A 16,456-nucleotide genomic window follows, 5' to 3' on the forward strand; every position below is an offset into this window, starting at 1 on the left:
ACGATGAAGACTTTTAAAAACATAGGAAAAATCGCCTTACTCTCACTGGCTTTATGTGGAGGAACCACTTCATGTAACTACCTCGACGTAGTACCACCCGAACAAGCCTCCTTGCCAGATGCCACCAAAGACCCGGAAGCCACACTGGGCTTTCTTTTCTCCTGCTACGGAGGAGTGAGAAGTCCGTTCGATTATCAGACGGTGGAAGCCGGTGCCGACGAATACGTGCTTCCTCCCCTGTGGAACACCGGTTCACAAAAAATCACCTGGGACTTGAACCTCCCGACCAACATCGCCGACGGATGGAGCTGGGGAACCAACTACCGCTTCATCGGACAGTGTCTGCTCTTCCTGCAGGAACTGCCTAATGCCAGAGGGGTGACAGACGAACAGAAAAGAGCATGGGCCGCAGAAGCCAACTTCCTGCTGGCGTACTATCACATGGCTACATTGGTAGCCTACGGCCCTTGTCCCATCACCGACACCTATATCGACCAGGCTACTCCTGAATCAGAGTACAGGGGACGTATGCACTTCGACTACGTGAAAGACTGGATTTGCCAGAAATTCGATGAGGTCTGCGAAGACGGACAGCTTCCTGCCACCCGCAGCGGGGATGAATGGGGAAGAGCCACTTCGGTCATGGCCAAAGCCCTGAAGGCCCGCCTGCTGGTATATGCCGCCTCTCCGCTATACAACGGCAGCTTCCCTTACAAGGACTGGGAAAACACGAATTTCGAGACTCCGGGCTATGGCAAGGAACTAATCAGCAAACAATACGACCCCAAGAAATGGGAAGCAGCCAAGAAGGCCTGTCTGGAAGCCATTGAAGCCGCAAACGCAGCCGGACATAAACTGTTCAGCCTGGACGATGCACGCATCTTGTATAAACAAGCCAATCTGCCGCTCCCGTTCGTTCCTTTCAAGAGCGAAAGTGGTGGAACAGCCGACAAGGACAAAGAATTCATGGAACGCGTACAGCTGATGCGATACGTGGTCACCACCCGCTATAAGGAAGGTAACCGCGAAACCATCTGGGGACATGCCAACCAGGGAACCATGATTATCGGTTCCCTTCCACACCGTGTCATCAAAAACAACCAGGGAACTTGGAAAGCCGGATATTCCGGAGTATCCCCCACTCTAAATACAGTGGAGCAATTCTACACAGAAAACGGAGTGCCCATCGAAAAAGACGAAAAATTCTATCGTGAGAATGAATGGTTCCAGAGTGCCGGCGTAAACAATCGCAGTGACATCATCAAACTGAATGCTCGTCGTGAGCCCCGCTTCTATGCCTGGATTGCATTCGATGGCGGCGACATGGGAAGCCGTGTCTATGGTGGACAGCCCTTGAAACTGGAAATGCGCAAATCGGAACTTCACGGTTACAATCCGTCCTTGTTCAACCGCGATAACTGTGTGACCGGTTACCTGTCTCAAAAGTTCATTGAGCCTACGTTCGCCTGGACTGCCAGTGCCGAAGAAAAGCAGGACAAGCCGAGACCACTGATCCGTATGGCCGAATTGTATCTGAATCTGGCCGAATGTTATGCAGCTCTCGGTGAAACTTCTAAGGCCCTGGAACAGCTGAACATTATCCGTCAGCGTGCCGGAATCAGAAACCTCGATATGAAAGACGTCACCAACGACATGCCTATCATGAAATGGGTACAGAATGAACGCTTTGTCGAGCTGTGGGGAGAAGGTCACCGTTACTACGACATCCGCCGCTGGATGATTGCCCCAGAATACATGGGTGCCGGCGTACGCAAGGGACTCAATGCCATGAGCAAGCTCGACCCGACCTTTGAGGAATTCAACACGCCGGTGGTTATCAGCCAGAATTTCAAATGGACGAACCGCATGTATTTCCTTCCTGTTTTTGAAAATGAAGTTTACAAAAACCCACAACTTATTCAGGCACCAGGCTATTAAAAAGTATTTAATATGAAACTACATAATCTATTTGGGGCAATCTGTGTCTTAGGAGGCACATTGGCCCTATCCAGCTGCGAAAAATATGACGAACTGTTCCCTGCACAATACCATTGCGTATTGAACATCAAGGATGCAGGCATCCGTAACACGGAATTATATACTACCGAAGCGGAAGGAACCATCCCTATTTCCATCATGAAAACCGGAAGCAAAGGGGAAGTACCCGCCAACGGAACACTTGTCCCGATGACGGAAGAAGCTTTTCAGGCATATTGCACCAACAATGCACTGAAATATGCTTATCTGCCTGCCGCATATTATACAATGCCGAACGAGGAACTGCAATTTTCTGCACAGGAACGCTACAAAATAATGAACGTCGTGTTGAAAACAAGAGAAATCTTGAAACTGCAGGAAAGCAATCACGGACAGAAATATGCCTTGCCCTTGCTGCTCCACGGAAACGGAGCTTCCGTACACGACAGCTTGCTCATCATTGCCCCCGACATCAAGGCTCCTTCGCTCGAACTGACCAGTGCCGGGTTCGTAAGTGCCGTACAGTTCACTTCCAAAGGGGAAGCCAAACAGACCCATACGGTGGAGCTGGCCCTGCCCACTCCGAATGCCTGGGGATTGAAATGCAGCGTCACTTGCAACGAAGAAGCGGTAGAGGCTTTCAAGAAATACAATGCACAGAACGGTAACCGTTACCAACAACTTCCGGCAAACGCTTACACCCTGCCCAACAATGGTGTGGTAACTTTCGCCGAAGCAGCCACTACTGCCACAATGGAGGTCACTTTCAACCGGACTGCCCTGCAAATGGGAGAATATATTCTTCCTCTTACCATTTCCAATCCCAGCGTGGAAGGCCTGGAAATCAAAGCGACTCAAAAAACCGTTCTGTTGGGTGTTTCTTACTCTCCAGACAAACTGGTGCTGAAAGCCAGCCAATTTAAGGCAAACTCCATTGCTGAAGGTGACGGAACGGGTTATGCTGGTCTGATTGACGGTCTCGGCGCCGGCCTGCACTTCCACTCCAACTGGAGTGCCCCTGTACAAGATGCCACTTACGGCAACTACATTGATGTGACACTGACCACTCCTATCCAATCCATCAAGCTGGACTACTGGACACGCTTTGAAAACGGGAATGCAGCCCCGACCCACATCAAGCTGTTTACCAGCACAGATGGAAAAGCATGGACCGAACTGGGAGAGATTAAAAGCGGGCTTCCTACGGGTGCAAACCAGCAATATTCTTCTCCTATCTACCGTGCAGCCAACAAATTTACTCATTTCCGTTTCGCCGTGCTGACAAGTACCGCAGGCTCCATGACCAGTGGAAAATCTTGGTTCAACCTGGGAGAGCTTACACTATACGGTAATTGATTTTGATAAACACTCATGCAATAGAGGGAGGAGTACTTACCCGTATTCCTTTCTCTATTTTAAAACCTCAACCTTAACACCATGAAAAAAAGACTATTTTTCGCGTCTTTCACGATGCTGCTGCTCCTGATACTTTCTTCCTCGGGATGCAAAGAAAAAGAGAATCTCAAAGACCGTTTCTTTTCCATTGAAGAGGCAGACATGAACCAGGAATTCGGAAGTGCTCCGGAAAATAAAATCATCCTTGTCAAAACCAACCTGTCACTGAACGACTGGAAAGCCGAGAGTGAGGCCAACTGGCTTTTCCTGTCTACCCAGGAAGATGCTTCGCAGGGAGCAAGCCTCAAAATTTCCGCTACGGCCAACACCTCCGGAGAGCGCAGAACAGCGGTAGTCAAAATTCTGTCTCCCGTTCAGAACTATATCCTCAATGTGACCCAATATGGCTCGTCCGACATCGTCCTCAGCGAAGACATCAAGGTGCAGCCTTCCGGAGGTAAGGCCAGCGAATGCCAACCCGGACAAGACATTGAAAACACATGGGACGGCAAATTCTCTGCCGATGGCGCCAATCCTTATCACTCACCATGGGGGAAATCGGCCAATTTCCCGGTCAAACTGGAATATTATTTCCAAGGAGGTGCCGACATAGACTACCTTATTTATTATACCCGCTCCGGAAACGGAAACTTCGGGGAATTTGACCTGCTGATGGCGACCGACGAGGGACATTCGGACTGGAAGAAATATGGTTCCTACAATTTCCGCATGCAGAATGCACCTTCCAAAATCACCTTCAAGACAACCCAGAAAGTGACAGGTATCAAATTCGAAGTCAAATCGGGCGCCGGCAATTTTGTGAGCTGTGACGAAATGGAGTTCTATCGGTACAACCAGGAAAACACGCTGGAGAAAACGCTGCTCACCGTATTCGGCGACATCACTTGCAGCACCTTGAAAGAAGGAGTGACCGACGAACAAATCAATGCCCTCCCCGACTATTTCGTCCGACTGGCCAAAGCTCTCCAGAACCACACATACGATGCGCATGAAAAAGAATTCCGTATCCGTGAATATGCCCCTTACAGCATACCGGAGGAGTGGGCCACCAAACTGATGACCAAGAAATACAGCAACCTCGACAATCCTACCGGTATCTCGGTACAGCAAGGCGATGAAATTATCGTACTGGTGGGCGATACTCACGGCCAACAGATATCCTTGCAAAGTATCTGGGAAAGCGGACAGGAATACAAGCAGACCAACGTGAGCGGAGAAGTCTATTTCCTGTCACCGGGTGTCAACAAACTGACCATGCGCAAGGAAGGACAGCTTTTCGTCATGTACAACACCGACCTGACCTCGCCCGATGCCAAACCTATCAAGATTCATATCCCGATGGGAAGCGGAAAAGTGACCGGCTTCTTCGACCTGAAAGAACACAAAACCGATGAAAAGTATGCCGAACTCTTGAAGAAAGCGACCCACAAATATTTCTGTGTACGAGGTGAACGCATCATGTTCTATTTCCATACTTCCAAGATGCAGGAATTTGTCCCCAACCAGATACTGTCGGCCATCAACCTGTGGGATGACATCATCGGCTGGGAACAGGAACTGATGGGCATCGAGGATGTACGCCCGTCGCAGGTGAACAACCATATCTTTGCCATCTCGCCGGAAGGAAGTTACATGTGGGCCTCCGACTATTGCATCGGTTTCGTCTACACTTACCTGAAGAATATCCTGCTGAAAGAGAATGTCATGTCCGCCAAAGACAACGCCTGGGGACCGGCCCACGAGATAGGTCACATCCATCAGGCCGCCATCAACTGGCCTGGCAGCACGGAATCGTCCAACAACCTGTTCTCCAACTACGTTCTGTACAAACTGGGGAAATACTGCTCCAGAGGTAGTGAACTGAACGACCTGGCTGATTCCCGCTTCGTACACAAGAAAGCATGGTATAACATGGGAGACGCCACGCATCAGGGAGAGGACACGGAAATACACATGCGCATGAACTGGCAGCTGTGGAACTACTACCACCGTTGCGGACACAACCCCAAATTCTGGCAGACCTTGTTCAAACTGCTGCGTGAAGACCGGATTACAGAAAGCGATCCCGGCGCTGCCCAGCTCAAGTTTGCCATGAAAGCCAGTGAGGCAGCCAAGGAAGACCTGACCGACTTCTTCGACTTGTGGGGCTTCTTTATCCCGGGAGAAGATACCATTGACCAGTATGGTACCTGGAAATATAAAGTGACGGCAGAAATGATTAAACAAGCCAAGGACTTCATGAAGAAATTCCCGAAGCCCAAACATGCTTTCCAGTACATTGAAGACCGCAAGGCCGGAGATACCGGACTGGATACCAAACCTTCGGACACCGGATATTACACCCAGTTTGAAGGAAAAGTGAAGGAAATCAGCCCCAACATTGCCTACACCGTTTCCGGAAAGAAATATACCGTAGAAAACGGAGAAAATGCAGTGGCCTTTGAACTGCGGAAAAACAGTGCCGAAGGAGAGCTGGTTTATTTCTTCAACATGTTCAGCTATGACATTCCGGCGGGAGTAGACCTGACCAATACCAAGCTTTATGCCGTACAGGCCGACGGAAAGCGAATTGAAATCCGCAAAAAATAAGTATTTCTTCTCATACAGAAACAGAAAGGGGTACCGGCACACACACCGATACCCCTTCTTCCTATCATGTAGTTTTCAAAATCTCCGTCACTTGTTCAGCTTCCAGGTGAATCCGTCCTTGGTATCCTTCACCTCAAAGCCCAGTGCAGCTAGGTTGTCACGAATCTTGTCGCTGGTAGCCCAGTCTTTGTTGGCCTTGGCCTGCATACGCTGTTCCAGCAGCATGTCGACCACCTTTCCGTATGCTTCTTCACGGGCCGCATTGTTTTCAGCCTCCGCTTTCAGTCCCAGAATGTCGAACACGAACAGATGGAACACGTTCTTCAGCTCTTCCAGGTCTTCGGCACTGATGGTCGCCTTCTTGTCAATCACCGTATTAATCATGCGAGTGGCATCAAACAGGTGTGAAATGACAATCGGTGTATTCAAGTCGTCGTTCATGGCTTCGTAGCACTTCTCGCGCAAGCCCTGCGGCTCGATGCCCGAAGTGGTCTTCGACGGGGTGATGCGTTCCAGGTTCTTCACACCTTCCAGCAGACGTTCCAGTCCCTTTTCAGCTGCCTGCAATGCTTCGTTGCTGAAGTCCACCGTACTGCGGTAGTGTGCCTGCAGGATGAAGAAACGGATGGTCATCGGCGTATAAGCCTGTGTCAGCAGCTTGTTGGAGCCGGTGAAGAACTCATCCAAAGTGATGAAGTTACCCAATGACTTACCCATCTTCTGTCCGTTGATGGTAATCATGTTGTTGTGCATCCAGTAGCGTACCATCGGATGACCTTCGGAAGCCACAGCCTGTGCAATCTCACATTCATGATGCGGGAAAATCAAGTCCATGCCTCCTCCGTGAATGTCGAAGGTCTCACCCAGGTATTTCCGTCCCATGGCTGTACATTCACAGTGCCAGCCCGGGAAACCGTTGCTCCAAGGTGACGGCCAGCGCATGATGTGTTCCGGCTGTGCACACTTCCACAACGCAAAGTCGGCCGGATTGTGTTTCTCGTCCTGTCCGTCGAGTTCACGGGTCGTGTTGAGCACGTCGTCGAGGTTACGGCCCGACAATACACCGTAATGATGGTCTTTGTTGTACTTGGCTACATCAAAATACACCGAACCCTTGCTTTCGTACGCATATCCGTTTTTCAGGATTTCCTGTACCAGCTGAATCTGTTCGATGATGTGTCCGGACGCATGCGGCTCGATGCTGGGCGGCAACACGTTCAGAGCTTCCATAGCCTTGTGGTAACGCAACAGGTAATACTGCACCACTTCCATCGGCTCCAGCTGTTCCAGACGAGCCTTCTTGGCAATCTTGTCTTCTCCGTCGTCGGCATCGTGTTCCAGATGGCCCACATCGGTAATGTTACGCACGTAACGCACCTTGTAGCCCAGATGCTTCAGGTAGCGGAACAAGATATCAAACGTAATGGCGGGACGCGCATGTCCCAGATGTCCGTCACCGTATACGGTAGGACCACACACATACATGCCCACATGAGGAGCATGCAAAGGCACGAAAAGTTCCTTCTTGCGGGTCAGTGTATTGTAAATGAAAAGCTTGTTATTCTCCATAATTCAAAAGAGTTAGGTTGCAAAGTTATAAATTAAAAAGAGAAAAGCGTGATTTCGGCTAAAAAATCACGCTTTTCTCTTTGCAATCCCCCTCGGGTTATTTCGTCAGGACAATACCGCCTTCCGGCTGAATCACCACTTTCACTTCAGACGGATTCTTGATTTTCAATTCCTCCAGCTGCGGCTGGCGCTTCTTGTCGTCCAGGTAATAAGACACCGTCTCACCCTTCTGCCACATCGGCAGGTTCAGCGTCAGCTTCAACGGTTCTTTCTGGGCATTCACTCCCACCACGTACCAACGGTCACCGTGACGGCGGGCCAGCACACAATATTTACCGGGATAACCATCCAGGAACACCGTTTCATCCCAAGTGGTCGGCACCTGCTTCATGAAGTCGATGGCCAAAGCCGGCGCATCGGTCAGGTTGTTCGGAGACAGGGCAAAGTTCTGAATCGGGTTCTGATACAGCACAGCCGTAGCCAGCTGGAACACATCGGTGGTCTTGCGGATAGTACCCCCGTCGTTTGTCCGGTTGTAACGCTTGTTCAGCAAGGTGCCTCCGAACTCCATGCAGCCGATGGTGTTGCGGATAAACGGATGCAGGCAGGCATTGTAGGCCTCCATATCGTCAAAGTGCTGGTTGAATATCAGGTTCTCCGAAGCCAGTACCGCCTCGCTGCCCACATAGTTGGGATACATCCGTTCCCATCCGCGCGGAATGGTACAGCCATGGAAGATAATCATCAGTCCGTATTCGTTGGCATCGGTCAGGATGTCTTCGTACAAGCCCATCATCTGCTGCTTGTCACTGCCGAAGAAATCCACCTTCAGTCCCTTCACACCGCATTTCTGCAACCATTTCATTTCTTTCTTACGGGCTACGGAGTTGCTCATGCACTGCTTGGCATCCTGCGGCGCATCGTTCCAATAGCCGTTGGAGTTGTACCACACGAATACGTCCACCTTCTTCTGGTGTGCATATTGGAAAAGTTTCTCCATCTTGTCACGGCCGATGTTTTTCTCCCAACCGCCGTCAATCAGGGTATATTCATAGCCCATCTCACTGGCCAGGTCGATGAAACGCACCTGGTCGTCGTAGTTGATGCTCGGGTCCTGCCACATAATCCAGCTCCAGGTGGAACGTCCGAACTTATAGTCCTGTGAAGGTTCATAAAGCGGATCCACCACATCAAACGGGACTGTAGTTTCCACAATCGGCTTCAGCCCGTTGCCCACCGTAATGGTACGCCAGGGAGTCACACCCGGCAAAGCCAGTCCCGGAGTGGAAGAACCCAGTCCGTTCATCTCGCCCGGGTTCGGGAAGGCAATGCTATACAGCCCGTCCTTCGTGGCATCGCTCAGATGAGACGCACAATACAAGCTGCGCACACCGGTTTCCGAAACCAGTGCCCAGTTATCGCCTACGTGGAAAAGTGCCGGGAAGGTATACCCCTCACCGTATTTTGACGGCGTAGCCACCGGCTCATCAGGAACATATTCTTCCTCATAACTCGGCTTGGTACGCATCCAACCAATCATCGGGTCGCTCTGCGGGGAAAGGAACGTCGTGGTGGAAGAGGGGAAATCAAATCCGGTGGCTTCCTTCTCCACTACCATACAGGCTGTTTCGCCATACTGAGGCATCTCATAGCGGAACGCGATGTCGTTGTTGCTCAGCTGGAACACGATATCCACTTTCTTCTTGTCTGCGTTTTCCAGCGTCACGGTCAGCTTGTTAGCCGCATAGTGTACCGTAGAACATTTGATACGGGTCTGCGTGTAGGTCTTGTCCACCTTATCTGTCTGCTGGTCCACAAACGTCATCTGCCGGCTGAAATCACCGATATTGGACACGAAGCCCAACGGAGAATTCTCCAAAACGGTCTTGCCGTCGTAAGTCACTGAATAAACAGGTTTACCGTCCTGTAACTGAAAATCGAGTTTTAAACGTGCATCCGGCCCCGTCACTGCCGCCTGCTGAGCAAATGCCTGAGAGGCCAATAATGCCAATGTGCCAAAAAATACTTGTTTCTTCATAGGTGTTTTTCAGATAATTACTAATCAGGACAAAAATAGAAATTAAGTGTGAAACTAACAATAAAAGATTCTTCAAAAACGACCGCAAATCATGCAAGTAACTACAAAAAAACCGCCATGAGGTTTCACAAATCTCATAGCGGTATCTGTCTGATATCATTCTCAGAACCGGACAACCGGCCAACCGTCGGGTGTCCAGCTTATTTCGCGGACAAGCAGTTTGGGAGCTCCTTCTTCTACCACCGAATAGGCATGGCAAATAAAATAATCTTTCCCGTCAAGATGATAGGCAGCATTGTGCCCCACTCCGGCATAATCCTCGTTGCCCTGAATGACCAACGAACCGCCTCCCCGGTTCAAAGCTTTTCCTTCTTTATCCAAATAAGGACCTGTCACCGTTTTCGCACGGCCCACCATTACTTTGTAGTCGCTTTGCAATCCCTTACAGCAATAGTCGAACGACACGAAGAGGTAATAATAATTCCCGTGCTTCATGATAAAAGGGGCTTCTACTGCTCCGTCGCCTGCCTCTTCCTCCGGCAAGTCGAACGTACGCGGACGACGGCAAAGCGAATGCCATTCTTCAGGCTGGGCCACCTCGTTCAGGTCCGGCGTCAGCTTGACCAGCTTGATGCCGTCCCAGAAGGAACCGAAGCTCATCCACGGCGTACCGTTTTCATCGATAATCACATTCGGGTCGATGGCATTCCACATATCCCGGTGAGGGACCGACTGAATCACTTTCCCGTGGTCAGTCCACTTAAAATCGGGACTGGACGGGTCAAGCGTAGGGTTCGTAGCATGTCCGATAGCTGAAGTGTTCTTTCCAAAGGCCGAACAGGAATAAAACAAATGATACAACCCGTTATGATAAAGAATATCTGGCGCCCAGGTATGTCCTTTATAACCTTTGATGGCTTCTACCGCCCATTGGGGTGCCTTGTCGAATACCGGTTTCTCGAATTTCCAGTTTTCCATGTCTTTGGAGGACATGACCGAAATCCCCTGCCCGGTAGCAAAGAGATAGTAGGTATCCCCCTGCTTGGCCAGCACCGGATCATGGGTCATTACCTTACTGATAGGAATGACGGATGAACTTTTCTCCGGCGAAGATGCATACGCCGTACTTACTACGGCCAGTAAAAAAAATGAAAAGAAGGTATGTTTCATAGACTTAATATAAATCAAATCACTACTTATAAAAAATGAGTAATTCTATAAACAAAATTACTCATTTTATCATTTTAATGTCACCTCACTAAAAATGAGTTACTTACTTTTCTTTCCCCAATAAGTCTTATAATTATCGCCATAGCCGGCATAAACAATTGTATGAGTTCTTGGAGAAGCCTCCCAATCTGTTTCACGCTGTAAATACAATTCAACACCGTTACTAAACGTCAAAGTAGATTTTGTGGCATCAAACGACCATGTCGTTCCTTTCCAAGGACCCTCTGTTACTGTATGGTCAGTTGCTAACGTCATTTGAGTAGAAGTTTTCTGGTTCCCATAAGAATAAGATAAATCTATATGCTCCCAGTTCCCGACTAATTCATTTTCAGTAATAGCAACTTGCGGTACCGCACCGTAACGTTCTGGCATTACAAGCGGCCAACCATCTTCTGTCCAACGGATAGAACGTACATGCCCCATCATCAAAGCATTGCTGTACGCATTACCTCCCACATTGGCGGGAAAACGACCTTGTGAAGCAAAGTACCAGTTACCGTTTCCATCATCAAACACACAACAATGAGAAATACCTACCCAGCCTTCACTGTTATTAAACTTATACGGATGAGTCACCACCGGAAGAATATCGCCCCCAACCGTAGTTACATCTGTACCGTCCATCCCCATATACGGACCTGAAATATTTGTAGCACGGGCTACACGGGTATTGTAAGGGATATCCAATGCATCATAAGCCAGGAACAAGTAATAATATCCATCATGGTAAATCAACTCCGGTCCTTCAGAACCTTGCCAACGGTTACCCATCTGACGAGTAGCTATCAGTTGACCATAAGCTGCAATATCATCACTGGTTCCCCAAGGATTAGGCAGGTCTGCTTTCACTTTACCGGTCTCTCCATCAAGTTCTACCAACGCAATGCCACTATGCCAAGAGCCATAGGCCAGATAATGTCTGCCATCTTCCGTAATAATATAGCTGGGGTCAATGGCATTCCATTTGTAATAGCAATTGCCCCAATCATCCGCAGCTACATGGAAATCAAGTCCCTTATCCGAAGCATTGGTAGTGACATAACCTTTATCCACCCAGCCCTCGTTATTGGCTGGATTGTCATTCTCCATCAATCCGATAAACGCGCGTTCACTCCATGTACCGTCCCCGCTCAATGTACCAGGACATACAATGGAGTAATACATGCGATAAAGCCCATTCCTAACTTTTCGCACACAAGGAGCCCAATAACCAAAATCAGCGGTATTGGGAGAGACACTCCCCAATCCCATCGTCTCACGAATTTCATTCAGCTTCGGAATTACCCAGTCGGGCAAGCTTTGCATAGTACCTCCCAAATATTCCCAATCTACCAGGTTTTTTGAACGACGTCCATGAAAGTGTCCACCTGCTGTATGTGCATTGCCATACGAAGCGTCTGTCTGATACATGTAATAATATCCATCTTCAGCCAATACAACTGTAGGATCATGTACATTACTGAGGTTCCATTGACCACGCTTAGACCAGTCGGCAATATTTACATAATTGTCTTCATAAGCTGGAGCCACATAAGACAGCAGTTGATCATCCAGGCTCTGATTTTCTGTAGTCACTGTAAGCACATCCGAGTAGGTATAACGGCTGTTGCCGTAAACATATGCCCGGACATAATAAGTTGTATTACCCATCAAACCTAAAATTGTAGCACTGAAATCTTCGCCTACCTCGACTACATTGTCATTGATAGTAGGATTTTGTGCGTTGGAACTATAGCAAAACCCTTTCTTAACAACAACTTCGACATTACCAGAGACTGACGAAATAACAGTCAATGAAGTTGCTGTCGTCGCAGTAACCTCAGGCGTAGCCACAGTCACCTCACCATTCTGATTATATTCGGGGGAGTCATTGTTATCAGAACAAGCTACAAACGTAAAAACAAGTAATAAAGATATCCAGAAAAACGATAATTTTTTCATTTAATTGGTTTTAAAGAACCATGCCTTTCCCTCCTTCTAATAAAGGGAGAAGGCATGGCATAATTGTTATTCAGCTCCAAAAATCAAATGGCAACCATCAACGGTCAGTGCAAAGTTCAGGTCACTGGAATCTACTGTATTAATGCCCAAATAATACTGGGTAGAAGTAGTTCCTGTTGTTCCCTGCATCACAGCCTGAACATCAGCTGTACCATTACCACAATTAGTCACATACACTGTCACCTTGGCTCCGTTCATACCTGCAAGCCAAGTAACCCAATCTGTTTGGCCTCCACTAGTCAGACAAGCAGCATATCCGTCACCCCATCCATAATTATCGGCACGAACTACTGCATACTCAGTAAGATCTTTCTTACGGAGAACAACCACATAATTGTTCCAGTTTCCAGCCAAACTGCTGTAATTGGTGAATGTGATAGACTTTGTTTCCCCTACAGGCACATTAAATTCATCAGAAAAAGCTCCCCAAAAAGCAGTAGAATTATCTTCAGCTCCTACTACAGCCGTACTATTGCTTACAGCCGAAGCTGTAGACTTGGAAACTGTAACGTCAACCTCTGCAGTAATTCCCTCATCAGCTGTAATGGTAACCTTATGAGAACCATCCTGAGCAGGGATAGTAGAGAAACTAAGTCTAGAATTATCCATCACTTTTGACTCGCCATTGACATAAGTGGCAGTAACAGCCATACCTGTCGGATCAAAAGCTAACGTACGGTTTGTCAAAGCCTCAGTAGCAGCCGAAGTATAATAATAATAATGCGTACGGGAAGGCTGAGTCGTTACCTGAATTGATGCAATCTTTTCCACTACTTCGAAAGCTGCATTCGCCACAATCGGTTGATCACAGTTCTCACCTTTAAATGTCTTATTATAAACAGCTACAAGTGTCTTTTCTCCCGCAGTATCCATATCAGGTATTGCCGTGAAACTGAGCTCGGATGCAGCAACAGTTTTTGTAACTCCCTCTTCAAATGTAATCAAAGCAGTTACATTGGCCATAGCATCCTCCAGTGTAGTGCCAACATTTACCTGATCGGGGACATTCTGCAATACCATTGAGACCGGATTCTTGTCCTCAGCAGAAGTACAACCACCTATTGGTTCAATGTTTGTCTGTTGGAAATCAATGTAAGAACCTTCCGGTACCAGGAAACAACGGATATTGGTATTACTTGCATCTGCATTCAAATTAACGAGAGCAGTTGGTTGAGTATAAGTCTTAGTAACTGTTCCATTTGTCATCGTTACACTGAATGATTCCGCATTAGTTCTGTCGACTACGAGTGTTACCTTTCCTCCGAGTTTATCAATACCTTCATCGGTATCGGTTTCAAAAGTAAGCGTACTTTCGACATAAGAGCGATCAATATAATCACCCCACTCAGAGTTTCCGGAAGGCTGGTTATCAAAACGTATTGCACCATACTCCTTATATCCGTCACTGTCACGATCCGCATCTGAACAGATTATCAGAGCAAAATTCTTATAAGTATTCGTCGCACTTGGATTAATGTGAAGATTGAACACTGCGTACCATTTCTGACCATCAGGTATTACATAATATTTAGAGAAAGCCGCCCACCAGCCACTTGAGTAATCAGTACTGCCAATAGTATATACATCTTCCATCATACCTTCAAGAACTATCTCATCCTGATTATCGTTCTTCGAATCCTCAATTTCCTGTATTTTATCGGAAAGCCAGTCGGGTGCATTTACATCAAAAAGCTCACCACCCTCACAACCAGTCAAAGCAGACATACCTAAAGCTAACGAAAAACAGGCTGATATTATGTTATTTGAATATTTCATTGTATTAAACATTAATAAGTAATTAATTTATCACAATCTCCTCTATCATATAAAAAGATTGTTTTGGAATATCTCTACTTACTTAAATCCACAACCGGACGTACTTTCCATCCATTCTCACGGAAATAAGTTGAATTGTCTGTGCTATAATTAGCAGAGTTTCCCTCCAAATTCGGATTATTGTTAGTCAGCGTCTGAACAATAGGTAAAAACTCATGTCCTTGAATATAGGTATCATAAGAACACTTCAATTCCGAATCTGTTGCTATATCACTATAACTTACAGGTTCTTTCACACCTTCGATTGAACGACGAAAAGTTCCATGCTCCTTAAGTTGCTGAAGGCGACCACTATCATAGAAAAATCCCCAGCGAATAAGGTCGAAACCACGTCCAAACTCACATCCAAATTCTTTTGGCCTTTCTACATTTGCAATTTGTTCAAAAAGTTTATCAGCAGTATCAAAATCGGCAAGTTTCAAATCCGGCAAATCAACACGATTACGCACTTCATTAATCCAATCGATAGCCTGCTGAGTAGGACCGTTTACTTCGTTTTCACACTCTGCTGCACGAAGCAATACATCTGAATAACGCATTAGACGCAAATTGATTCCATCATGCAAACCTGTAACAACAGTACTATAAAGGCCCGTACGAAGATTTGTGAATTTAGCAATAGGCAAACCTCCATAAATATTATTGGTCACAATGTTATCTGTAGCCGAAAGCTGATTCGTATAAGCTACATTTCCATACTCAAAATCTTCCCACTCGGCCTCATAAGTACCGATAGTCCAATAAAGGCGAGGATCAAGTTTATTGTCTGTTGTACGTTCTTCTTTAAAAAGATGATATAACCACGGGGAAGCCGAGATATCAGCCCATCCACCATAATTACCAGGAGCAAAGTTACTTTCTATTGCAGAACCCTGAGTTGCATTAGGACTTGTATTTACCGGCGTCCATTCATCATCTGTACCTTGTGAACCATAATCAAGGAATTGTATCTCAAACAGACTCTCATCATTGTTTTCATAAGCAGAGCCTTCACGGAAGTTATCACCATAGTTATCCATCAACCTATAAGTACCATACTTCTTTGCAATAATATCTTTAAGTACGGTAAGTGCTTCACTAAATTTATGGCGTACCATCAACGTACGGGCGTAGTAGCCAGCCGCAGCTCCACACGTAGCGCGCCCTCCAGCCCACTCGCCACCTTCATCACGAGAGGGTAACAACTCCATAGCTTCCAAAAAATCCTTTTCTACCTGATCAAGAACCTCATCATAAGTGCTGTTGGCCCCATAAAGCCCATCCAATGAAGAATAAGTGTCATAATCTGTAATTAACGGCGGATTCTGATAGTATCCAGCCAGATTATAGTATGATAATCCACGCAAGAAAAGAGCTTGCCCTTTGATCAATTTCATATTCTCAGAAAGTTGTGTGTCATCTTCTCCACAACGAGACAAGATGAAATTACAAACGTTTATGGTATAGTACCATTCACGCCATGGCCAGAATGCAATATCTGATGTAACTTCTACATTAAGGTCGTCAAATGGCAAATACCAAACTTGTGATGAGTTCCAAGCCTCATCTCCACGGCATACGTCGATAGTGTAACCCACACGTGCATACGATCCTTCCATACGAATGTGATTATATGCAGCAATAACACATTCCTCTAAATCATCGGCATCAAAACCGAAAGTGCTTGAAGTCTGCTGATTGGGATTGATTAAATCCAATCTATCACTACAGGAAGACAGAGTACCAAATCCCAAAATGAGAGCAAGTGAATATATATTAAGTTTCATACGATATTTTTTTAGTATTAAGATACAGAATAGC

At 47.0% G+C, this 16,456-nt stretch carries 9 protein-coding genes; 3 read left to right on the top strand and 6 right to left on the bottom strand.

What is annotated here, in order from left to right:
• Window positions 1–3 precede the first annotated feature (3 nt).
• From OIM59_RS16145 to OIM59_RS16155, 3 genes are all read left to right on the top strand, one after another.
• Complete coding sequence (locus OIM59_RS16145) at window positions 4–1,938, top strand: RagB/SusD family nutrient uptake outer membrane protein (RefSeq protein WP_303897694.1); 1,935 nt, start codon at window positions 4–6, stop codon at window positions 1,936–1,938.
• A gap of 12 nt (window positions 1,939–1,950) precedes the next feature.
• The gene (locus OIM59_RS16150) at window positions 1,951–3,333 is read left to right on the top strand and encodes a BT_3987 domain-containing protein (protein WP_299172939.1); all 1,383 of its coding nucleotides are present in this window, start codon (window positions 1,951–1,953) and stop codon (window positions 3,331–3,333) included.
• 81 nt (window positions 3,334–3,414) lie between these two features.
• The gene (locus tag OIM59_RS16155; RefSeq protein WP_303897697.1) at window positions 3,415–5,982 is read left to right on the top strand and encodes a M60 family metallopeptidase; all 2,568 of its coding nucleotides are present in this window, start codon (window positions 3,415–3,417) and stop codon (window positions 5,980–5,982) included.
• Window positions 5,983–6,069: 87 nt separating this feature from the next.
• Here the strand turns inward: OIM59_RS16155 and cysS are convergent, their stop codons facing one another.
• The 6 genes from cysS to OIM59_RS16185 form a co-directional block, all read right to left on the bottom strand.
• Window positions 6,070–7,551 carry a cysteine--tRNA ligase gene (gene cysS, locus OIM59_RS16160; protein WP_303897699.1) on the bottom strand — a complete coding sequence of 494 codons (1,482 nt, stop codon included), beginning with the start codon at window positions 7,549–7,551 and terminating at the stop codon, window positions 6,070–6,072.
• A gap of 97 nt (window positions 7,552–7,648) precedes the next feature.
• Window positions 7,649–9,589, bottom strand: coding sequence for a glycoside hydrolase family 97 protein (locus tag OIM59_RS16165; protein ID WP_303897701.1), 1,941 nt, complete (start codon window positions 9,587–9,589; stop codon window positions 7,649–7,651).
• 162 nt (window positions 9,590–9,751) lie between these two features.
• Complete coding sequence (locus tag OIM59_RS16170; RefSeq protein ID WP_299172947.1) at window positions 9,752–10,759, bottom strand: arabinan endo-1,5-alpha-L-arabinosidase; 1,008 nt, start codon at window positions 10,757–10,759, stop codon at window positions 9,752–9,754.
• 99 nt (window positions 10,760–10,858) lie between these two features.
• A complete protein-coding gene (locus OIM59_RS16175) occupies window positions 10,859–12,760 on the bottom strand; it encodes an arabinan endo-1,5-alpha-L-arabinosidase (protein ID WP_299172949.1) in 1,902 nt (633 codons plus the stop codon).
• Window positions 12,761–12,826: 66 nt separating this feature from the next.
• Entirely contained in the window at window positions 12,827–14,596 is a 1,770-nt protein-coding gene (locus OIM59_RS16180) for a hypothetical protein (protein ID WP_299173101.1), read from the bottom strand.
• 74 nt (window positions 14,597–14,670) lie between these two features.
• Complete coding sequence (locus OIM59_RS16185; protein WP_299172952.1) at window positions 14,671–16,422, bottom strand: RagB/SusD family nutrient uptake outer membrane protein; 1,752 nt, start codon at window positions 16,420–16,422, stop codon at window positions 14,671–14,673.
• Window positions 16,423–16,456 lie beyond the last annotated feature (34 nt).

Origin of the sequence: Bacteroides mediterraneensis (genome assembly GCF_025993685.1) — a bacterium.
Classification (GTDB): Bacteria; Bacteroidota; Bacteroidia; order Bacteroidales; family Bacteroidaceae; genus Phocaeicola; species Phocaeicola mediterraneensis_A.

Bases quoted from the DNA above. Each gene is read 5' to 3' on its own strand.
- OIM59_RS16165 (WP_303897701.1), bottom strand. From the start codon at position 9,589: ATGAAGAAACAAGTATTTTTTGGCACATTGGCATTATTGGCCTCTCAG.
- OIM59_RS16185 (WP_299172952.1), bottom strand. From the start codon at position 16,422: ATGAAACTTAATATATATTCACTTGCTCTCATTTTGGGATTTGGTACT.
- cysS (WP_303897699.1), bottom strand. From the start codon at position 7,551: ATGGAGAATAACAAGCTTTTCATTTACAATACACTGACCCGCAAGAAG.
- OIM59_RS16145 (WP_303897694.1), top strand. From the start codon at position 4: ATGAAGACTTTTAAAAACATAGGAAAAATCGCCTTACTCTCACTGGCT.
- OIM59_RS16155 (WP_303897697.1), top strand. From the start codon at position 3,415: ATGAAAAAAAGACTATTTTTCGCGTCTTTCACGATGCTGCTGCTCCTG.
- OIM59_RS16175 (WP_299172949.1), bottom strand. From the start codon at position 12,760: ATGAAAAAATTATCGTTTTTCTGGATATCTTTATTACTTGTTTTTACG.
- OIM59_RS16170 (WP_299172947.1), bottom strand. From the start codon at position 10,759: ATGAAACATACCTTCTTTTCATTTTTTTTACTGGCCGTAGTAAGTACG.
- OIM59_RS16150 (WP_299172939.1), top strand. From the start codon at position 1,951: ATGAAACTACATAATCTATTTGGGGCAATCTGTGTCTTAGGAGGCACA.
- OIM59_RS16180 (WP_299173101.1), bottom strand. From the start codon at position 14,596: ATGAAATATTCAAATAACATAATATCAGCCTGTTTTTCGTTAGCTTTA.